The organism is Mesorhizobium sp. Root695 (genome assembly GCF_001428185.1).
GTDB lineage: Bacteria > Pseudomonadota > Alphaproteobacteria > Rhizobiales > Rhizobiaceae > Mesorhizobium.
The window spans coordinates 86205-106498 of the sequence record NZ_LMHO01000044.1 but is presented as its reverse complement, the minus strand read 5'-3'; the positions used below and the strand labels follow the sequence as shown (position 1 = coordinate 106498).

Annotated in this window: 20 protein-coding genes, 1 pseudogene and 1 riboswitch; of the genes and pseudogenes, 10 read left to right on the top strand and 11 right to left on the bottom strand. The window is 61.7% G+C overall.

Annotated elements, in window-relative coordinates; genetic code table 11:
• The first annotated feature begins 322 nt into the window (after window positions 1-322).
• Window positions 323-1171 (top strand): methyltransferase domain-containing protein, encoded by an 849-nt coding sequence (locus ASD99_RS28435; protein WP_162252213.1) that lies wholly within the window; start codon window positions 323-325, stop codon window positions 1169-1171.
• Window positions 1172-1274: 103 nt separating this feature from the next.
• Here ASD99_RS28435 and ASD99_RS28430 read toward each other — a convergent pair whose 3' ends face one another.
• Genes ASD99_RS28430 through ASD99_RS28415 form a run of 4 tightly spaced genes read right to left on the bottom strand, consistent with a single transcriptional unit; the run spans window position 1275 to window position 4637 of the window.
• Entirely contained in the window at window positions 1275-1898 is a 624-nt protein-coding gene (locus tag ASD99_RS28430; RefSeq protein ID WP_057145656.1) for a class I SAM-dependent methyltransferase, read from the bottom strand.
• 2 nt (window positions 1899-1900) lie between these two features.
• On the bottom strand, window positions 1901-2383 hold the full coding sequence (locus ASD99_RS28425) for a GtrA family protein (protein WP_162252212.1): 483 nt from the start codon (window positions 2381-2383) through the stop codon (window positions 1901-1903).
• 38 nt (window positions 2384-2421) lie between these two features.
• A complete protein-coding gene (locus ASD99_RS28420; RefSeq protein ID WP_244497933.1) occupies window positions 2422-3426 on the bottom strand; it encodes a glycosyltransferase in 1005 nt (334 codons plus the stop codon).
• Window positions 3427-3431: 5 nt separating this feature from the next.
• The gene (locus ASD99_RS28415) at window positions 3432-4637 is read right to left on the bottom strand and encodes a glycosyltransferase family 2 protein (protein WP_056582136.1); all 1206 of its coding nucleotides are present in this window, start codon (window positions 4635-4637) and stop codon (window positions 3432-3434) included.
• Between the two features lie 203 nt (window positions 4638-4840).
• Here ASD99_RS28415 and ASD99_RS35230 point away from each other — a divergent pair.
• Window positions 4841-4969 (top strand): annotated as a pseudogene (locus ASD99_RS35230) (EamA/RhaT family transporter); the annotation flags it as partial.
• 12 nt (window positions 4970-4981) lie between these two features.
• On the opposite strand, the gene ASD99_RS28410 reads toward ASD99_RS35230, so the two are convergent.
• The 4 genes from ASD99_RS28410 to ASD99_RS28395 all read right to left on the bottom strand — a co-directional run bounded on the left by ASD99_RS28410 (window position 4982) and on the right by ASD99_RS28395 (window position 11985).
• Window positions 4982-5785 (bottom strand): ion channel, encoded by an 804-nt coding sequence (locus ASD99_RS28410; RefSeq protein ID WP_057145651.1) that lies wholly within the window; start codon window positions 5783-5785, stop codon window positions 4982-4984.
• A gap of 57 nt (window positions 5786-5842) precedes the next feature.
• Window positions 5843-6241 carry a nuclear transport factor 2 family protein gene (locus ASD99_RS28405; RefSeq protein ID WP_057145650.1) on the bottom strand — a complete coding sequence of 133 codons (399 nt, stop codon included), beginning with the start codon at window positions 6239-6241 and terminating at the stop codon, window positions 5843-5845.
• Window positions 6242-6338: 97 nt separating this feature from the next.
• Window positions 6339-9866 (bottom strand): DNA polymerase III subunit alpha, encoded by a 3528-nt coding sequence (gene dnaE / locus ASD99_RS28400; RefSeq protein ID WP_057145648.1) that lies wholly within the window; start codon window positions 9864-9866, stop codon window positions 6339-6341.
• Between the two features lie 106 nt (window positions 9867-9972).
• A complete protein-coding gene (locus ASD99_RS28395; RefSeq protein ID WP_057145646.1) occupies window positions 9973-11985 on the bottom strand; it encodes an acetyl/propionyl/methylcrotonyl-CoA carboxylase subunit alpha in 2013 nt (670 codons plus the stop codon).
• Between the two features lie 197 nt (window positions 11986-12182).
• On the opposite strand from ASD99_RS28395, the gene ASD99_RS28390 reads away from it, so the two are divergent.
• From ASD99_RS28390 to ASD99_RS28365, 6 genes are all read left to right on the top strand, one after another.
• Complete coding sequence (locus ASD99_RS28390; RefSeq protein ID WP_057145644.1) at window positions 12183-13310, top strand: S-(hydroxymethyl)glutathione dehydrogenase/class III alcohol dehydrogenase; 1128 nt, start codon at window positions 12183-12185, stop codon at window positions 13308-13310.
• 67 nt (window positions 13311-13377) lie between these two features.
• The gene (gene gfa / locus ASD99_RS28385) at window positions 13378-13947 is read left to right on the top strand and encodes an S-(hydroxymethyl)glutathione synthase (RefSeq protein ID WP_057145643.1); all 570 of its coding nucleotides are present in this window, start codon (window positions 13378-13380) and stop codon (window positions 13945-13947) included.
• 64 nt (window positions 13948-14011) lie between these two features.
• The gene (locus ASD99_RS28380) at window positions 14012-14479 is read left to right on the top strand and encodes a YaiI/YqxD family protein (RefSeq protein ID WP_057145641.1); all 468 of its coding nucleotides are present in this window, start codon (window positions 14012-14014) and stop codon (window positions 14477-14479) included.
• A 32-nt stretch (window positions 14480-14511) separates the two neighbouring features.
• On the top strand, window positions 14512-15189 hold the full coding sequence (locus tag ASD99_RS28375) for a DUF1345 domain-containing protein (protein WP_057145640.1): 678 nt from the start codon (window positions 14512-14514) through the stop codon (window positions 15187-15189).
• A gap of 98 nt (window positions 15190-15287) precedes the next feature.
• Window positions 15288-16169, top strand: coding sequence for a cytochrome b/b6 domain-containing protein (locus tag ASD99_RS28370; protein ID WP_056582119.1), 882 nt, complete (start codon window positions 15288-15290; stop codon window positions 16167-16169).
• Between the two features lies 1 nt (window position 16170).
• Entirely contained in the window at window positions 16171-16962 is a 792-nt protein-coding gene (locus tag ASD99_RS28365; protein WP_056582117.1) for a molybdopterin-binding protein, read from the top strand.
• A gap of 41 nt (window positions 16963-17003) precedes the next feature.
• Here ASD99_RS28365 and ASD99_RS32880 read toward each other — a convergent pair whose 3' ends face one another.
• The 3 genes from ASD99_RS32880 to ASD99_RS35550 all read right to left on the bottom strand — a co-directional run bounded on the left by ASD99_RS32880 (window position 17004) and on the right by ASD99_RS35550 (window position 18286).
• Entirely contained in the window at window positions 17004-17177 is a 174-nt protein-coding gene (locus ASD99_RS32880; RefSeq protein ID WP_244482730.1) for a hypothetical protein, read from the bottom strand.
• A 106-nt stretch (window positions 17178-17283) separates the two neighbouring features.
• Window positions 17284-17898: a hypothetical protein gene (locus ASD99_RS35555; RefSeq protein WP_244497932.1), complete on the bottom strand. Its 615-nt coding sequence runs from the start codon at window positions 17896-17898 to the stop codon at window positions 17284-17286.
• Entirely contained in the window at window positions 17819-18286 is a 468-nt protein-coding gene (locus tag ASD99_RS35550) for a hypothetical protein (protein ID WP_244497930.1), read from the bottom strand. The genes ASD99_RS35555 and ASD99_RS35550 overlap by 80 nt, the downstream gene beginning before the upstream one ends.
• A 288-nt stretch (window positions 18287-18574) precedes the next feature.
• Window positions 18575-18661, top strand: a riboswitch (glycine riboswitch).
• 149 nt (window positions 18662-18810) lie between these two features.
• Here ASD99_RS35550 and gcvT point away from each other — a divergent pair.
• Together gcvT and gcvH are read left to right on the top strand one after the other, a co-directional pair.
• Window positions 18811-19911, top strand: a complete 1101-nt coding sequence (gene gcvT, locus ASD99_RS28355; protein ID WP_057145638.1) for a glycine cleavage system aminomethyltransferase GcvT — start codon at window positions 18811-18813, stop codon at window positions 19909-19911.
• 5 nt (window positions 19912-19916) lie between these two features.
• Entirely contained in the window at window positions 19917-20285 is a 369-nt protein-coding gene (gene gcvH / locus ASD99_RS28350; protein WP_056582391.1) for a glycine cleavage system protein GcvH, read from the top strand.
• Window positions 20286-20294 lie beyond the last annotated feature (9 nt).

The following is a 20294-nucleotide window of genomic DNA, read 5'->3' as shown; positions in this document are numbered from 1 at the left end:
CAACCCTGGCTCAGGCCAGAGCCCGCCAGCAAGTGCACCACCTCGCCACTTCGACTGCAACCGCTCCACAAACGCAAACAACCAGTTTGGCGAGGCGGCTTCGCCTTGGTCCCGGCGCGGTCGGTTGTCGAAAACCGTGCCGAAACCGCGTTGCGTAATTTTGTTTGGTCGCGCATGTGTAGTGGGTGCTTGCAGAGTCCGCCCATTTAGCTTGCACTCAGCGTATTTTAATAACTGTTAGCCTTCGCTCGTTAAGAAAGGCCTATAGTCATCCATGGTAACCTGCTCTCCCCAATAGTGTGGAGACTTGAAAGGACCGCGCGTGCTGCAATCCAAATTCACGTCGGGTCTTGTCTGCCCAACCTGCTATGCTGCGCTTGTGACAGGTCCCGATGCCCTAACATGCAAGTCCTGCTCAGCCATTTATCCCATACGAAAAGGCATTCCGTTCTTTGCCGAGCCACCGATAAGGCAAGGCTTCGACGCCAGCTTCCACGAAGAGGCGTATGCCGGCACCAGCACCCGCGCCCGCTTCTACAATTCGCTGAAGCGGCTCATAACAAGCGAATATTCACCGCATGACACACTGAATTCGTTTCTGGCGTCGGTGCCTCAACATTCCATAGTCATCGAGTTCGGTTCCGGCGCTCGGCGCATCCGCTCCGATGTGCTCAACATAGACTTGTTCCCCGGGCCGAATGTCGATCTCGTGGCGGATATTGAGCGCACCCCACTCCCGAGCGATTCAGTCGATTACATCATTCTGGACAGCGTGATCGAGCATGTTCCCAATCCGGCTGCGGTCGTTGATGAAGTGCTCCGCGTCCTAAAACCGGGCGGCAAGCTGCTGTGCATCAACCCGTTCTTGTTTCCCTACCATGGCTACCCCGCCCATTACTGCAACTTCACGAAAGACGGGATCGAGCAGCTTCTTCGGCGGTTCGGAAGGGTTGAGGTTCAAACGCATCAGGGACCGACGAGCGCAATCGTCAACATCCTTTCCGAGTACGTCGGCGTGATAGTGGGCCGGGAGAACCGGACCCGCTACATGTTGGCGAAAGGAGCGGTCCTGACGCTGACATTCCCGCTCAAGTTCATAGACAAATTGCTTGTCGATCGCCCCGAGAGTCACCGGATCGCCAGTATGCTCGGCACCATTGCGACCAAATAATTCAACGGGCTGTACGTCCGCGCCATCGCGCCGAACACCCGCTTCGTAACCCGGGGCGGTGCTCGCGCGACATCGCTGTCTTGCGGGTCAGTTGGTTTCGAGACTACCAACTCAACACTTCGCAATAGTTCGGCGAGTCAGGCACAGCCGATACCCTCTGCGCCTTTGGGAAATACCGTCGCGCCATGACTGCAAAGTCCGAGCGTGAAAACAGCACGACATGCTTGTCCCCGGTGATGTGCCGGTCCGCAAGAAGCGACAGCGTGGCGCGCACGCCGCCCGGCTCAATGTCCTTCAGGATGATCTTCCGGCAAGCCCAGCGTTCGCAGCTGCTGGCCAGCGATTTGAAAAATGAGTCGCGTTGATCGACCGGCACGTGATGGATGACGTCGGAAATCGTGACAGCATCGTAAAGCCCTGTCACCTCGGTGAGATCAGTCGCAGGCAGGAGTTCAACCCTCGCCCGATGTACGTCGCTCAAGAATGTACCGATTGAAGGAGCTAGATCGCACATCGTAACAGCCAGGTCAGGGCGTCGATTTAGGAGCCGCTCGATAAGCGCGCCGTCACCGCCGCCGATATCCACTATCTTCGCGCCGTTCGGCAATTCACCGTCAAGAAAATCAGCGATCAGGTTGAGGTTGACGAACACACGACGATATACATTGCCGACCCGCTCAAAATGGCGGCCGAGAACCCTGCGCGCGACCTGACCTGGTGCCAGCATTCTTATTCCTCGTTTCTTGCTGATTGGCGTTTCGCCGGGTGAGTGGGTGGTGCCGTCGGTACGGCTGCGGGGTACAGATGGAGACGCGGCAGGATGGCCCAGTGCGCGGCGGCAAAGTTCCAAGCGAATAGGGCGATGGTGGCGATTGGGGTCGCAATCGGGACACTAAGATCGAAGCCGGAACAGAGGACGACCATCATAGCTACCGAGATCGGATAAGCCGCAACCACGCCTCCTGCGAAACGCGTGAATGCCTTCAAGCGAAGTGGCTCGGCAAAGGTGAACCGGCTGTGCAGTCCGTATCCGATCGGTGTGACAGCCAAGAATGAGATCAGGATGCCCAGCAGGTAATGTCCCCCCAATTGATCGACCACAATCATGATGGCGTTGTGGGCAATGGCGCACATCAACCCCACCAGCGTATACCGCCACCCTCGTTCCAAAAGCGGTCTTTTGCGGCTGCCCGCGTAACGCTCCTGCCCCATCTGCTTATCCGTGGCTATAACTCGATTGTACATCGGCCTCAGAAAGCTCCTGTCAACTTCGCGCGAAGCCGGCAAATGACACGCTCCCGCAACCGCGAGTCGCGCAAATAGCGCCTCATTCCGATCGGTCCGAGCGAAAGTACAATACAAGCCGCGCGAACCAGGGCCTTCAAATTGCCGCCCGATGCGGCGGCCAGCAATACATTGACGCTGATCGACGCCAGAGCGGCAGGTTCAACCCAGCGTCGGCTGCTCGCCGGAAGCCGGGAAAGATGGCGCTCCACGACAATCTGCATTTGCGACCGGAATTCCCTGACGTCACGGGATCCGGTTACAGTTAACGAACTGCCGTGAACCCGAAAGGCCGTAGTGATCTCGTCGTGATAAACGACCGGACCGGTACAGGCGAGCTTCGCCCAGATGTCCCAATCTGCCGTATACCAGAGTTTCTCATCCATGCCTCCACATGCTAGCCATGCGGTTCTGCGGAATATCGGAGCGGGCACAGAAATAAAGTTTTGAACAAGCAGCCGCTCCAGCAGGAATTGACCTCCAAGTACCTCGTCAGCCGGCAAAGGGCAGTTCCAGCGCCCAATTCGGCGGCCGTAGCGGTCAATGATGGCGGTCGGGGCCAAATGAAGCCCGGCCTCGGGAGAGGTCGCGAGCCAGCGGTGCGCGGCCTCAACGCGCCCGGGCAGCCACAGGTCATCTTGGTGGAGGATGCAGACGTGATCAGCGGCCGCCAACTCGACGCCTAAATTTGTCTTCGTTTGCCAAGGCGCGAGATCCCTTCGCTGAATCAGCCGAAGGGGTAATCGGTGAGCAAATCGCTCCACGATGGCAGCAGTGGTGCCCGTCGGGCTGCTATCGACAACGATTATTTCCAGGTTGCCGGTCGGCTCAGCAGCTAGCGAGTCAAGTGTCGCATCAATCCACGCCGCCCCTTCGTGGACCGGCATGACGACGGACAGAAATGGCTTTTCGTCGACACAGCCACCTGCCCGAGTTTCGGCTCGGAAGCCAGTCGAGCGATCAGAACCCATGCCTGTCACTCCAGATTATCAAGCAGCAACTTAAGTACAAAGCCGGACAGCACCATGGACATGCCGGCCACGCAGGCGGTGGTGATCACAAAGGTCAGGTGCACCGACTGCTCCATTGGCCCGCCGACAAAAATCCAACGCAGCGCCAGCAGCACCTCCGCGACAAACCCCGCCGCCGCGAGCACGCCACCGGAAAAGACCAGCCATTCCAACGGGCGGCCGCGCATCAGCCAGGGCACGATTCGACCTCCGTGGACTGGGTGATAAATGGCGATCGCCACCTTAGCGAGCATGCCGAAAAGGATCGCCGAAAGGCCAATCAATGTCGCCATGGCGGAGAGCGCGACGAAGTGAATTCCGAAATACCACCCGCCGATCCGAACAGGCCCCGCGGCGAGGATCGCCAGGCCGGCAATGCCGGTCACCAGCAAGGTCGCCCCTGGTATGAGATACATGGTGTTGGGTGCATGGGCCACGATCAGCCGCAGGTGGCGCCAGCCGTCGCGGAATGAACGCAGATGCGGTGGGCGGCCACGCTTGTCCGGATAGAGCTTGATCGGCACCTCGCGGATCACCAAGCCTGCGCGATGCGCGTTGATGACCATCTCCGAGGCGAATTCCATGCCGGGTGAGCGCGCGCCTATCCTGAGAAACGCATCGCGGGTGAACCCGCGCATGCCGCAATGAAAATCGTGTATCGGCGAATGATGAAGCCAACGGGCAATTATTGAAAGCACAGGGTTGCCGAGATATCGATGCAGCGGAGGCATGGCGCCGGGCTCGATACCGCCCGCAAAGCGATCACCCATGACCAGTTCGGCACCATCCTCCAATGCGTCGATGAAATCTCCGAGGCTGCTCCAGTCGTAGGAATCGTCTGCATCCGCCATGACGAGATACTTGCCTCGTGCGGATTCAGCCGCCGCGCTGATCGCCGCGCCGTATCCCTTGACACGCTGGTGCACGACACGCGCACCGAGGGACTCTGCAATCTCAACCGAGCGATCGCTCGACCCATTGTCTCCGACGACGACCTCGCCCGCGATGCCCCGCTTTGCAAAAACATCGAGAGCCTTTTGGATGCAGATGCCGAGCGTGCGCTCCTCGTTCAGGCAAGGAATAATGGCCGACACGAGAGGCGCCCCCGCATCATCGGCGTGCAGGACATTCAGATCGGTCTGGACCGCCGCAAAATCTGCCTTCGCGATCATCGTGCCTCGCTCCGCCCAATCGTAAGCCTTACTGACGACCAGGCTACATCAAACATTTCCGCTGCCTGGCAGCAACGTTAGCAAGAACAAGTTAGTCAATGATATACGAGAGCCGTGCCCCATCGGCGAGCAATTTGGTTCATCAAGTAATTGGCGGAATTTTATGCTCTCGTCGTAAGAGCGGCACATCCGGATAGGCCAACGGCTGGTTGCTGTGTCAGGAGCAGATCAACAACGCCTTCACCGCCGGCGGCGCGCTGCTGATCCTGGCCAGCAACCTGCTCAACCTACAGCGCAGGCCGATGAAGCCGGCTGAAGTGGCGGCGTCGTAGCACTGCCGCCGGTCAGTTCCCGTCATCGGGAATGTTCAGGACATGGCCGCAGGCCTTGCAATGCACCGCATCCGGCTCATGCCGCTGCAAGCCGCACTGCGGACAGGGAAAGAACACCTTGGCCGGCCGGAAGATCGCCTGAGCAAGCCTGACGAACAGCGATATGCCGATGATCATGGTGACGATTGCCGTCAGCTTGCCGGCCATGCCTGGCAGCACGATGTCGCCGAAGCCGGTCGTCGTCACCGTGGCAACGGTGAAATAAAGCGCGTCGATATAGTTTTCGAGGCCGGCGCCGGTGCGGAAGAAGAAGGTGTAGACGAAGCCGGTGACGACGAACAGGAACGTCAAAAGATTGATGACTGCGTGGCTCGCCTCGCGCCAGGGTCGCAGGCCGCGCATCTCGAGATGCCGCCAGAGCGAACCGCTGCGCGACAGCGACCACAGCCGCAGGATGCGCAGAAAGGCGAGATTGGCGAACGCCGTTGGCATCAGCAGTGTCAAGAGGATGAAGGCGTCGACCCACGATGTTGGCTGCCTTATCAGCCGCAACATGTCGTTGGAGGCGAGCAGCCGGGCAATCATGTCGGCGGCGACCAATGCCGCCACCGAATAATCGAGCCAGAGAAACGAAGGTTTGTCCTGAAGGACCGGCGTGGCGATGAAGAACGCGATGATGGCGAGGTCGATGACGACAGCCACCAGTTGGAACCGGAAAGCAGCCGGCGTGCGCCCGTGATAGAGCTTGCGCAGCCGGTCGCGCAGCCACGCCATGGCCGAATTCTCCTGCAATCCGTACTTGTCCGCCGCTTTCATGACGATTGCGTAGCGTCCACAGCCAAGGCCGTCCAGTGGCTTAAGTTACGGAATCGCTCAGCTTTGCACCACTGTGCCGTCGGGTCCGACAAGGCCCCAGGCGGTGGCCGTGTCATAGAAGAATTGCTCCTTGGCAATGCGGTCACCGCGCCACTGCTGAAGCGCCACCTCTTCCAGGCGCCGGACGGTGCCGTCCTTGTCGATCCTGTCGAATGTCCAGCGGATGGCGACGGTGTCGCCATCGACCAGAAAAATCTGGACGGGATGCGTATGCATCTTCTGGATCCGGTCCAGAACCGATTGCTCGCGTGCCATCAGCGCTTCCCTGCCCCTACGCGGGACGCCGAGATTCTCCTGCATGGTCGCATCGTCATGGTAGAAGTCGGCGATCGCCCGGACATGGCTGCCTTCGACCACCTCATTGAGGAAGGCTTCAACGCGTTCGCGGCTGGGCATGGCGAGAAACTCCTTTGTCGACGACAGCGGCGCGGCCGCGGCGCTCGTTTTCGAAAGCCCAATTCATGATCTTTCGGACGTGCTCAACGAATGTGGTTCACACCAGCTCCACTTCGACCACGCCCGGCACCGCGCGCATCGCCGAGGCGATCTGTGGCGAAATCCGGTAGCGGTTGGGCAGCTCGATCTCGATTTCGCCTTCGCCTTCTTCCTTGATCAGCACGAAGCTGACCTGGCCTTCGCCCCTGACGGCCAGTTGGCCGGCCAATGTGTTGATCGGTGTCGCGTTGCGCACGAAAATGCGCAATGCCTTCTGGATGCGACTTGCCTCATCCTCCAGCGACTGTACCGAGTTGATGCGCAAATTGACGCCTTCCGGCCTGTCCTCGGCCGCAACGGTAATAACGACGGAGCGGCCGGCCTCGAGCAGGTCGCGGTACTGCGCCAGCCCTTCCGAAAACAGCACGGCTTCATACTGGCCGGATGTATCGGAAAAGGCGATGACGCCCATCTTGTTGCCAGTGCGCGTCTTGCGCTCCTGCTTGGATGTTACCGTGCCGGCCAGACGGCCGGCGGCGGCACCGCGTTTGACGGCCGCCGAAAACTCGGCCCATGTCTGCACCCGCATCTTCTGCAGGGCCGCCTTGTACTCGTCGAGCGGGTGGGCGGAGAGATAGAAGCCGACCACCTGGAATTCGCGATGCAGCCGGTCGGCGGCGAGCCACGGATCCGTCGCCGGCAGATTGAGTGCCTGCGACTGGGCGCCGAGCGAGGCGCCGAAGATGTCGTGCTGGCCGGAAACCGCGTTCTGCTGCGCCAGCGACGCCAGCCCCATCATGCGTTCCACGCCCGCCATCATCGACGCGCGGTCGTGGCCGAAGCAGTCGAGCGCGCCGGCCATGATCAGGCTTTCGAAGACGCGCTTGCCAACGATCTTGGGATCGACCCGTTCGCAGAAATCGGCGAGGTTCTTGAACGGCTTTTCGCCACGCTGGGCAACGATGTGCTCCACCGCCGCGTCGCCGACGCCCTTGAGCGCGGCCAGCGAATAGTAGATGCGGTTCTCACCGACCTCGAAGGGACGAAAGCTCGATATCACCGACGGTGCCAGAACCTCTATGCCGAGGCGCAGCGCGTCCTGGCGGAAATCGGCGAGCTTGTCGGTGTTGCCCATGTCGAGCGTCATCGACGCCGCCAGGAACTCGACCGGATAATGCGCCTTGAGATAGGCGGTCTGGTACGAAACCACCGCGTAGGCGGCGGCGTGCGATTTGTTGAAACCATAGTCGGCGAACTTGGCCAGCAGGTCGAAAATGAAGTCGGCTTGCGGCTTGCTGACGCCACGCTCGACCGCGCCGGAGACGAAGCGCTCGCGCTGCTTGTCCATCTCGGCGCGGATCTTCTTGCCCATGGCGCGGCGCAGCAGATCGGCTTCGCCGAGTGAATAGCCGGACAGCTCCTGCGCGATCTGCATCACCTGTTCCTGGTAGACGATGACGCCTTGCGTCTCCTTCACCAGATGGTCGATCTTGGGATGGATCGACGCCATCTCCTCCTCGCCATGCTTGCGGGCGTTGTAGGTCGGGATGTTCTCCATCGGCCCCGGCCGGTAGAGCGCGACCAGCGCGATGATGTCCTCGATGCAGTCGGGCCGCATGCCGATCAGCGCCTTGCGCATGCCGGCACTTTCCACCTGGAACACGCCGACCACCTCGCCGCGCGACAGCATGGCATAGGTGTCGGGATCGTCGAGCGGGATCGTCGCCAGGTCGATCTCGATGCCGCGCCGGCGGATCAGCTTCACCGCCGTCTCCAGCACGGTCAGCGTCTTCAGGCCGAGGAAGTCGAATTTCACCAGCCCAGCCTGCTCGACATATTTCATGTTGAACTGGGTGACCGGCATGTCCGAGCGCGGATCACGATACATCGGCACCAGTTCCGACAGCGGTCGGTCGCCGATGACGATGCCGGCAGCGTGGGTCGAGGCATGGCGGTAGAGGCCTTCCAGCTTCTGCGCCATGTCTAGCAGCGTCTGGACGATAGGCTCCCTCTCCGCCTCTTCGGCAAAGCGCGGTTCGTTGGCAATGGCCTCGGCGAGCTTGACCGGATTGGCCGGATTCTGCGGCACCATCTTGGAGAGCTTGTCGACCTGGCCATAGGGCATCTGCAGCACGCGGCCGACGTCGCGCAGCACGGCGCGCGCCTGCAGCGTACCGAAGGTGATGATCTGGCCGACCTGGTCGCGGCCGTATTTTTGCTGGACGTAGCGGATCACCTCCTCACGCCGATCCTGGCAGAAGTCGATATCGAAGTCGGGCATCGACACGCGGTCGGGATTGAGGAAGCGCTCGAACAGAAGCGAGAAGCGCAGCGGATCGATGTCGGTGATGGTCGTCGAATAGGCGACCAGCGACCCGGCGCCCGAACCGCGTCCCGGCCCGACCGGGATGCCCTGTGCCTTCGCCCATTTGATGAAGTCGGCAACGATCAGGAAATAGCCGGGAAACTTCATCTTGGTGATGATGCCGAGCTCGAAATTCAACCGCTCGCGATATTGCTCGACCGTGTAGCCGGCTGTCGGGCCATGCGCGGCCAGCCGCGCGTCGAGCCCCTCATGCGCCTGGCGGGCCAGTTCATCGGCTTCCGCCTGCAAGGCCGCGTCATTGTCGGCGACATCGCCGCCGGTGAAGCGCGGCAGGATCGGGTTGCGGTTCTTCGGATAGTAGGAGCAGCGCAGCGCGATCTCAACGGTGTTGTCGATCGCCTCCGGCAGGTCAGCGAACAGCCTGGCCATATCGGCCTGGCTGCGCAGGAAATTGTCTGGCGACAGCCGACGGCGATTGTCGGCGGCGACAACCGAGCCCTCGGCAATGGCGATCAGCGCGTCATGCGCGTCATAGTCGTCGCGGGCCGAGAAGAACGCCTCGTTGGTGGCGACCAGAGGCAGTTCATGGGCATAAGCCAGATCGACCGAGGATTTCTCGATCACGCGATCATAGCCGGATACCCGGTCCAGTTCGACATAGAGCCGGTCGCCGAACATCGCCTTGAGGGTCAAAAGCCGTGCCTCGGCCAGATCGCGGCGGTCTTCCTTGAGCGCTATGCCGATCGGCCCGCGCGGCCCGCCACTAAGGCAGATCAGCCCGTCACAATAGCCTTGCATCATTTCGGTGGTCAGGTGCACCGGCTCGCCGGGCGGCGTTTCGAGGTAGACGCGGCTGACCAGCCTGACCAGATTGGCATAGCCGGCCTCGGTCGCGGCGATCAGGACGACCGGCCGCATATCAGGACCTTGCCGCCTTCGATCGCGCTGGCCATCGCTGTTCTCGCCGGAGAAGGCGAGCGCAGTCTGGCAGCCGATGATCGGCTGGATGCCGTCCTTCACCGCCTTCTGCGCGAACTCGAGCGCGCCGAACAGATTGTTGGTGTCCGTGACGGCAATGGCCGGGGCTTCGTCCTTGACCGCGTGAGCCACCACCTTGCCGATCTGCAAGGCGCCTTCCAGCAGCGAATAGGCCGAATGCACGCGCAGATGGACGAAGGGCCGCGCCGGCGCCTCCGGCCGCGCCGCAGCAATCGCTGCTTCGCGCTTCAGGGGATCGCGGGGAAGTTTTTCGTCGGCCATGGTGCTGCGTGAAGGTCCTGAGTCGATAGAGATGTATTGTCCGGGACGGCGCGATGCCAGTCCAGCACAAACCACTGCTGATCACAGGCTGCCTGCTCGGCTAGCCTTACGCAAACTCCATGATCACCGCGTCCACGGCTAGGCTGTCGCCCGGCTTGGCGTTGAGTTTCGAGACGACCAGATCGCGTTCGGCGCGCAGCACGTTTTCCATCTTCATCGCTTCGACCACCGCCAGCGTCTCGCCGGCCTTGACCTCCTGGCCTTCGGCGACGGCAATCGACACGACAAGGCCAGGCATCGGGCAAAGCAGCAGTTTCGACGTGTCCGGCGCTATCTTTTCCGGCATCAGCCTTTCCAGCTCGGCGGTGCGCGGCAGCATGGCGCGCGCTGTCACCGACATGCCCTTCCAGGCGATGCGAAAGCCGTTGGCAACCGGCCTGATCTGCGCCGTAACCTTGCGTTGGCCGACCGTGCCGCGCCAGATCAGGTCGCCCGGCCGCCAGTCGGATGCAACGGTCAGCGCCTTGCCCGCCTCGATCGACAGATCGACTTCCATCGGGATGGAAATCATGCCCTCGAGGATCGACGCCGACAGGTAGTCATCGCCGATCTTCACCACCCAGTCGCGCTTCAGCGCTCCCGAATGCGGCGCCAGGCGCCCGCCCAGCCGGTCGAGCCGGTCGCGGCGCAGCAGTTCCACTGCGGTGGCGATCGACGCCAGCACGGCTTTCTCATCGCCGTTCGGTACGACCGGCGCGAAGCCGTCGGGGTATTCCTCTGATATGAAAGCGGTCGATATCTGCCCTTCCCGCCAGCGCGGATGCTGCATCAGCGCCGCCAGGAACGGAATGTTGTGCTCGATGCCGTCGACGACAAAGCTGTCGAGCGCTTCCGACATCGCGTCGATAGCTGCGAGCCGCGTCGGCGCCCAGGTGCACAGCTTGGCGAGCATCGGATCGTAGAACATCGAGATTTCGGAGCCTTCGGTGACGCCGGTGTCGTTGCGGATGACGACGTCGCCGAATTGTCCTTCCTCAGGCGGCCGGTAGCGCGTCAGTCGACCGATCGATGGCAGGAAATTGCGGTACGGGTCTTCGGCATAGAGCCGGCTTTCCACCGCCCAGCCGTTCAGCTTGATATCACTTTGCATCAAGGCGAGCTTCTCGCCAGCGGCGACGCGGATCATCTGCTCGACCAGATCGATGCCGGTGACGAGCTCCGTCACCGGGTGCTCGACCTGCAATCGTGTATTCATTTCAAGGAAATAGAAGTTCTTGTCCTTGTCGACGATGAACTCGACCGTGCCGGCGCTCTGGTAGTCGACGGCCCTGGCCAGCGCCACCGACTGCTCACCCATGGCCTTGCGTGTCGCGGCATCAAGGAACGGCGACGGCGCCTCTTCGGTGACCTTCTGGTTGCGGCGCTGGATCGAGCATTCGCGCTCGCCAAGATAGAGCGCGTTGCCATGCGCGTCGGCCAGCACCTGGATCTCGATATGGCGCGGATCGACGACGAATTTCTCGATGAAGACGCGATCGTCGCCGAACGAGCTCTTGGCTTCCGAACGCGCCCGGTCGAAGCCGTCGCGCACTTCCGACCGATCCCAGGCGATGCGCATGCCCTTGCCGCCGCCGCCGGCGGAAGCCTTGATCATCACGGGATAGCCGATCTCGCCGGCGATCTTTTCGGCATGGTCGGCATTCTCGATGACGCCGAGCCAGCCGGGCACGGTGGAGACCTTGGCGGCGTTAGCGAACTTCTTCGATTCGATCTTGTCGCCCATCGCCCTGATCGCCTTGGGCTTTGGGCCGATGAAAATGATGCCTTCCGCTTCCAGCGCCTCACAGAACGCCGCCCGCTCGGACAGGAACCCGTAGCCGGGATGCACGGCCTGCGCACCCGTCTCCTTGCAGGCAGCGATGATCTTTTCAGGCAAGAGATAGCTCTCCGCGGCGGGCGAAGGCCCGATATGCACCGCCTCGTCGGCCATCTCGACATGCACGGCGTCGCGATCGGCATCGGAATAGACGGCAACCGTGGCGATGCCCATCTTGCGCGCCGTCTTTATGACGCGACAGGCAATCTCGCCACGATTGGCGATCAGGATTTTGGTGAACATGCTGATGTCATCCCTCGGTCGACCGTTCCTTTTATGGCCTGCGCTTGCAGGGTCAAGCCGACCATGCAAATCACTGTCTTTCAATCGATTTGCGATTCCAATTCAGCGCCGCGACCCAGTCTCGGCACCAGCTTCCAGTTGATCGTGTCGATAAAACCTGAAACCTTGGAAAAAATTCGCATTGGAGGAATTGCCCGATGAAAACCCGCGCCGCTGTCGCTGTCGCCGCCGGAAAGCCGCTGGAGATCATGGAGGTCGACCTCGATGGCCCGCGCGAGGGCGAGGTGCTGGTCGAGATCAAGGCGACCGGCATCTGCCACACCGACGAATTCACGCTGTCTGGCGCCGATCCCGAAGGCCTGTTCCCGGCCATCCTCGGCCATGAGGGCGCCGGCGTGGTCGTCGATGTCGGCAAGGGCGTCACCTCGGTCAAGAAGGGCGACCACGTCATCCCGCTCTACACGCCCGAATGCCGCCAGTGCCCGTCCTGCCTGTCTCGCAAGACCAATCTGTGCACCGCGATCCGCGCCACGCAGGGGCAAGGGTTGATGCCGGACGGCTCGTCGCGCTTCTCGATCGGCAAGGACAAGATCTTTCACTACATGGGCTGCTCGACCTTCTCCAACTTCACGGTGCTGCCCGAGATCGCGCTGGCCAAGGTCAATCCGGACGCGCCCTTCGACAAGATCTGCTACATCGGCTGCGGCGTCACCACCGGCATTGGTGCGGTCATCAACACCGCCAAGGTCGAGATCGGCGCGACCGCCGTCGTCTTCGGCCTCGGCGGTATTGGCTTGAATGTCATCCAGGGCCTGAAACTTGCCGGCGCCGACATGATCATCGGCGTCGATCTCAACAACGACAAGAAGGCCTGGGGCGAGAAATTCGGCATGACGCATTTCGTCAATCCGAAGGAGATCGACGGCGATGTCGTGCCTCACCTCGTCAACATGACCAAGCGCGGCGCCGACCAGATCGGCGGCGCCGACTACACCTTCGACTGCACCGGCAACACCAAGGTCATGCGCCAGGCGCTGGAAGCCTCGCATCGCGGCTGGGGCAAGTCGGTCGTCATCGGCGTGGCCGGCGCCGGTCAGGAAATCTCGACCAGGCCGTTCCAGCTTGTCACCGGGCGCACCTGGATGGGCACCGCCTTCGGCGGCGCGCGTGGCCGCACCGATGTGCCGAAGATCGTCGACTGGTACATGGACGGCAAGATCCAGATCGACCCGATGATCACCCACACGCTGAAGCTCGAGGACATCAACAAGGGTTTTGATCTCATGCATGAGGGCAAATCGATCAGGAGTGTGGTGGTTTACTGAGGAAGACCACAAGCCGCCGACCAGCCGGCCTGCGACCTCTGTGGTTCACAACTGGGAGGAGAAAAGAATGGCGGAGAAACTGCATCCGAAGATCGACAATGGCTTGCCCAAGGAAAGCGCGAGCTTTGCCGGCGGCACGCTGGTGTGCGCCTGCACCAGCAAGCCAGTGAAGGTGAAGGTCAAGGGCCAGATCGCCCACAATCACGCCTGCGGCTGCACCAAGTGCTGGAAGCCCGAAGGCGCGATCTTCTCGGTCGTTGCCGTGGCCGGCACGGGAGACGTCACCGTCACAGAGAATGGCGACAAGCTCAAAGTGGTCGATCCGAGTGCGCTGATTCAGCGCCATGCCTGCACCGGCTGCGGCGTCCATATGCACGGTCCGGTCGAGCGCGACCATGCTTTCAAGGGCCTGAGCTTCATCCACCCCGAGCGCTTTGTCGAGGATGGTTGGTCGCCGCCGGGCTTCGCCGCCTTCGTCTCGTCGATCATCGAATCGGGTGTCGACCCAAAGCGGATGGACGGTATTCGCGCACAGCTAAGGACAATCGGGCTCGAGCCCTATGACTGCCTCAGCCCTGGCCTGATGGACTATATCGCTACCTGGACAGCAAAGAAGTCCGGCGCCTTGCCGGCCTGATAGTCGTGAAATTTCAGGTTTGGGGCCGGACACGTTTCCGGCCCCTGCTTATTCTGGAGAGACAATGCCCTCACCCGCCATTCTCGTCGACGCCGACGCCTGCCCGGTCAAGGCCGAGGTCGAAAAGGTCGCCGAGCGCCATGGCATCGTCGTCACCTACGTCTCCAACGGTGGCCTGCGGCCTTCGCGCGATCCGATGATCCGCAATGTCGTGGTGTCCAAGGGCGCCGATGCGGCCGACGACTGGATCGTCGACAATGCGCGGAGCAACGACATCGTGATCACCGCGGACATTCCGCTGGCCGCCCGCGCGGTGGCGCTTGGCGCGCATGTGCTTGGGCCCACGGGGCGTCCGTTCACGCCGGAAACGATCGGCATGGCGGTGGCGATGCGCGATCTCAAGCAGCATTTGCGCGAGACCGGCGAAAGCAAGGGCTACAATGCCAGCTTCGCACCGCAGGACCGCTCGCGGTTTCTCGGCGAACTCGACCGCATCTTGCGGCGCGCCCTGAAATCCGCCACACCACAATAGAAACCGAGCGCCATCCAAGGGTTGGAACCGCCATGGCTGCCGAAACTCCGATGAAGCCTCCCATGCAGCGCCACATGCTTTTCGCGGTGTCGTTCGGCTTCGGCGTTGTGGCACTGGTCGTGGCGTTGCTGCTGCACGCCTCGCTCGTCTATTCGATAGGTGCCAACGCATTCTTTGCCACCTACGTTATTCTTGTCGTTGGGCATATGCCGAAGTTCACCGGCAGGTATCTGAGCAAGAATGCACGCGCCACCGACCAGCCGGTGCTGGTCATCTTCGCCGTGACGCTGGTTGTCGTCGGCGTTGCCACCTTCTCGCTGTTTCAACTGATCAACCAGAAAGACAGCGCCCACCCCATCGAGCTCGGCTTCGCGCTGCTGTCGATCCCACTCGGCTGGTTCACCATCCATGCCATGGCAGCGCTCCATTATGCCCATCTCTACTGGATGGACGGCGATGCGGTCGACGCCGAGACCAAGAAGAAGATGCCGGTCGGCGGATTGCTGTTTCCTGGTGACAAACGGCCAGAAGGCTGGGACTTCCTCTACTTCTCGACGGTGATCGGCATGACGGCGCAGACCGCAGACACCAACATCTCGACGACGCATATGCGCTGTGTCGTGCTTGTCCATTCGATCTTGTCGTTCTTCTTCAACACGGTCATCGTCGCTGCGGCCGTCAATCTCGCCGTCAGCCTGGGCGCTCCGTAATAAATCCGTGATCGGATGAAACATTGGTTTGGATTGCGACGTATCAGGAGGACAATGAACGCGCAGGCCAGGTCGCCAAGGCCAGGAGACGAGACAAGATGGAATCCGTTGCCAGAAGCCAATCCGCCGCCGGTCCAGGCGCTTCGGCGTCGAACGAAAAAACGCTGATCTACCGGCAGTCGCGCTGGACGCGGCTGACGCATTGGCTCTGGGCTATCTCGCTGTTCTTCATGCTGCTGTCCGGCCTGCAGATCTTCAATGCCCGCCCGCAGCTCTATATCGGCAAGCAGTCGGGCTTCGACTACAACAACACCATCTTCGCCATTGGCGCCGAGAACACGAACGCCGGGCCACGCGGCTACACTGAGATCTTCGGCAAACGCTTCGATACCACAGGTGTGCTCGGCTGGTCGGGGCCGGCAGGCCAGGAGACGTCCCGCGCCTTCCCGTCCTGGGCGACGATACCGTCCTACTATGATCTTGGCACCGCCCGCGTCATCCATTTCTTCTTTGCCTGGATACTCACCACGACCTTGATCGTCTGGCTGGTCGCCAGCACTGTGAGCGGCCATCTGCGGCGCGATCTCGCGCCGCGCCTCGATGATCTCAAGCGGCTGCCGCAAGACATAATCGACCACGCAAAGCTCAAATTCCACCACACGCGGGAATACAACACGCTGCAGAAGATGGCCTACGGCGGGGTGCTGTTCGTGCTCCTGCCACTGATGATCATCACCGGCCTGGCGATGTCGCCAAGCATGGATGCGGTGCTGCCGTTCCTCAACGATCTGCTCGGTGGCCGGCAGACGGCACGCACCATCCATTTCACCGTCATGGTGCTGCTGGTCGCCTTCTTCATCGTCCACATCCTGATGATCCTGGCCGCCGGCCCGATCAACGAGCTGCGCTCGATCATCACCGGCTGGTATCGCACCGATCCTCCCGCGCATGACGACAAGACAGCCGAGAGGAGTGCGTGACATGGCGAAGTTTGAGATCAGCCGCCGCAAATTCCTGACCGGTGCCAGCCTCGGCGCCTCCGGCATCATGCTGTCGGGCTGCGACGCTTTCGACAGCCAGCTGAGCATCGGCAGCGGCCTACGCGGTTTCCTAGAAAACGCCAATGGCCTGACATACAGGGCCCAACGCCTGCTTGCTGGGCGCGATGCGTTGGCGCAGGAATTCACCGAGGCCGACATCCGCCAGCCGCAGCGCCCGAACGGTGTCACGGCACCGGACGACGATGTTTACAAAGGTCTGCTCGCGAACAACTTCGCCGACTGGCGGCTGGAGGTCTCGGGCCTCGTCGAAAAGCCGCTGTCGCTCAGCCGCGAGCAGCTTCAGAACATGCCCAGCCGCACCCAGATCACCCGCCATGACTGCGTCGAAGGCTGGAGCTGCATCGCCAAATGGACCGGCACGCCGCTGTCGCTGGTGCTGGACCAGGCGGTAGTCAAGCCGCAGGCGCGCTACGTCATGTTCCATTGCCTCGACACGATCGACCGCAGCCTGTCGGGCGACATCAAATATTACGGTACCATCGATCTTGTCGATGCCCGTCACCCGCAGACGATCCTCGCCTATGGGCTGAACGGGAAGCCGCTGCCGGTCGAGAACGGCGCTCCGCTGCGTGTCCGCGTCGAGCGACAGCTCGGCTACAAGATGCCGAAATATCTCTACAAGATCGAACTCGTCGACGGCTTTGCCGATGTCGGCGGCGGCCGGGGGGGCTATTGGGAAGACAATGGCTACGACTGGTACGGCGGGATCTGAACCGCATGCCGCAAACGCTGCGGCTCTAAAGATGGCTAGGCCTACAGCGAGCGGCGAAACAGCTCGCCTTTTCCGGCAATCCGCTCGCCAATGCCGCCGAGCCGCAGCGTATGCCAGGCTATGGCATGGTTGCTCGAGGTGACAGGTTTCCCCAGCTCCTTCTCGACCTCCTCGATGATCCGGGCAACGCGCATGCTGGTGCAGGAAACGAACACGGCCTTACAGACTCATGCATGACCACATCGCCATCAGTGTTCGGGAAGGCCTGGCCCGGATATACATCGACGTAGACCAGATCTGATCGGGCAACCCTTTTGCCGGTCAGGCGACCTTGTCGAGCAGCGGCCTCAGCGCCGGGTGGATTTCCGGCGATGCTTGCTTGATCAGCGTCAGCAGCGCGCGTTCGTTCTCGTAGAGAGGCCGGTCCGCGCCGATATGCCCGGTCAGCCAGGAGGCTTCGTCGGCATCGATTATCTCGGCGCGGCGGGCCAGGGCCTCGGCCGCCCTGTTCTTGGCTTCCCACTCGGCCCCGATGTCGCCTGGAGACCGATAGGCTTCCATGATGCCGGCGATGCCGCCGGAGATCATGCGGCTGAAGAACCCGCCGATTTCCGGATTGGCCTGTTCAAGGAAAACATCCCGGCGTAGCGCCACATCGCGCGTCGGCGCTTCGTAGCCGGCCGAGCACATGACGAAATTGGCGATCGCCTTGACGAACAGGTCGCTCCAGGACGGATCGTTGTGTCCTTGAGCGGTACGCTCATTGATCCTGAACAGCACCTCTGCCTCGGCGCGGGTGATGGCGATGTTGCCGTCGCCGCCATGGGCATGGAGGATCCGGCGCAGCAGCTCGACCTCAGCCTTGGCGATCAGTCCGGGAACCATTGCGCCGCCGAGCATCAGCGGCCCGTTGCCGTCGATAACGGCATGCGCCACCTGCTCCAGCGCATAGACGCAAAGCCGGCCCTGGCGACGATCTCGCCTCTTCCAGCACGTGGATCAGCAATTCGAGTTCGGTCCGGCTGTCGACCATGCCGTTGCGTGAGATCATGCGGATCAGCCAGTCGGCATTGTCCCGCGAGATATAGCCCGATGGCTTTTCCTGGTGAACGATATAGTCGGTAACCGCCTCGATGAAGAAGGGCGGCCATTCCTGGCATTTGTCCTTGGCAGTGGCGTCGAGCGCAAACAGCGCCTCGGCCTCGCCGCGCGTCACAACGCCATCGCCGAACACCTCATGGCGCAGCATCGCCAAATCCTCCACGGCGATACTGCCTTTCGAGGTCAGCCCGGCCACCGGCGCGCTCATGATCAACTCGCCCATTTGTCGTCCCCGTCCGCTGCCAGCAAGCGCCAGCGCTAAGCCTCATGGCTGCCAACATATCAGCAGTGTCTTGAAAAACCGGCAAACGGCGTGGTTAGCGAAGACTTGTCGGTCTATGTCGCCCAAAAGTGTGCCGCGGTTTTGGGGGAACGACATGCATCAAAACAGAGAGCCAAAGCGCATCGCCCGAATCCGTTTCAGCGCGACTCGCTTTAGATGTCGCTGGCAGGTGACAAGCCGTCGCGCACAAGCTATGGATGGCGCGTCGAGGACTCAGGGTCTGAGTCCTACCTGTTTGCGGGAGAGAGCAGCGAAAGCTGCCGCCGAAGGGGAAATCGCCCGAAATCTCTCAGGCAAAAGAACCGTAGACGGGAAAGACACTCTGGAAAGTCGGGGCTTGCCCCCGCGCCGAAGGTGTAAGCGCCGCTGACAGAGTTCCAGCTGCGCGAGTCTCTCAGGCTTCAGACAGAGGGGCACGGACTGGTCGCCATTCGCGACCGATTGCGTGCGACTCTGGAGATGACATGACGGGCAACGACACCAAACACCTTCCCCTCGAAGAGATCCATGTGGCCGCCGGTGCGCGCTTTGGTGCCTTTGCCGGCTGGTCGATGCCGCTGACCTATCCGGCCGGCGTCATGAAGGAGCATCTTCACACCCGCGAACAGGCTGGCCTCTTCGACATCTCGCATATGAAACTGTTCGAGGTCAGCGGGCCGGAGGCGGTTGCGCTGCTCAACCGTGCTTGCCCCTTGGATGCAGGCGCGCTCGAAATCTCGCAATCCAAATTGTCCTTCTTCCTCAATGACGCAGGCGGGATTCTGGACGACCTGATCATCACCAGGCTTGGCGATATCAGGTTCATGGTGGTCGCCAACGCCGGCAATGCCGTGGCCGACGAGAAGCATTTGCGTGCGCTTGCCGCGGATTTCGACGTCAGGGTCGAGCCGCTCGACCGCGTCTTTCTCGCCATCCAGGGTCCTGAAGCCTGGGCAGCCCTTTCCCGCGTCGGCATCGAGACCGGCTCGCTGCTGTTCATGCATGGTGTCGAACCGCGGAAGAACTGGTTCATGAGCCGCTCCGGTTATACCGGCGAGGACGGTTTCGAGATCGGGCTTCCAGAGGCCGATGCGCGTGATCTCGTTGCAAAGCTGCTCGGCGACGAGCGCGTCCTGTGGATCGGTCTGGCCGCTCGAGACAGCCTGCGGCTTGAGGCAGGGCTCTGCCTGCATGGTCAGGACATCACGCCGGAGACCGACCCGGCCAGCGCCGCCTTGATGTGGGCGATCCCGAAGGACATCCGCGCTTCCGGCACTTTCATCGGCGCCGATGCGCTGCGTGCCGCCGTGGAACGAGGACCCGCGCAAAAGCGCGTAGGCCTGAGGCCGGAAGGCCGCCAGCCGGTGCGTGGCGGTGCTGCGCTCTTTGACGCCGACGGCAAGCCCGCCGGCCATGTCACGTCGGGCGGCTTCGGCCCCTCGGCCGGCCATCCGGTCGCCATGGGCTATGTCGCGGCACCGCTGGCCAAGCCCGGAACACGGGTCTTCGCCGATGTTCGCGGCACGAAAATCCCGGTCGATATCAGCTCCCTGCCCTTCACACCGCATCGCTACCGCAAAGGATGATCTCAATGGCAACGACCTATTTCACATCAGATCACGAATGGCTCCGCGTCGAGGGCGGCATCGCCACTGTCGGCATCACCGACTATGCGCAGGAGCAGCTCGGCGATCTCGTCTTCGTCGAACTGCCGGAGATCGGCAAGAAATTGACCAAGGGCGATACCGCCGTCGTGGTCGAATCCGTCAAGGCGGCTTCCGATGTCTACGCGCCGGTCGATGGCGAGATCACCGAAGCCAACGGCACGCTGTCGTCGGATCCGTCACTGGTCAACTCGGCGGCAACCGGAGCCGGCTGGCTGTGGAAGATGAAGCTTGCCGACGAAAGCCAGCTCGCCGGCCTCATGGATGAGGCCGCCTACAACGCCCATATCGGCTGATATCAGGAC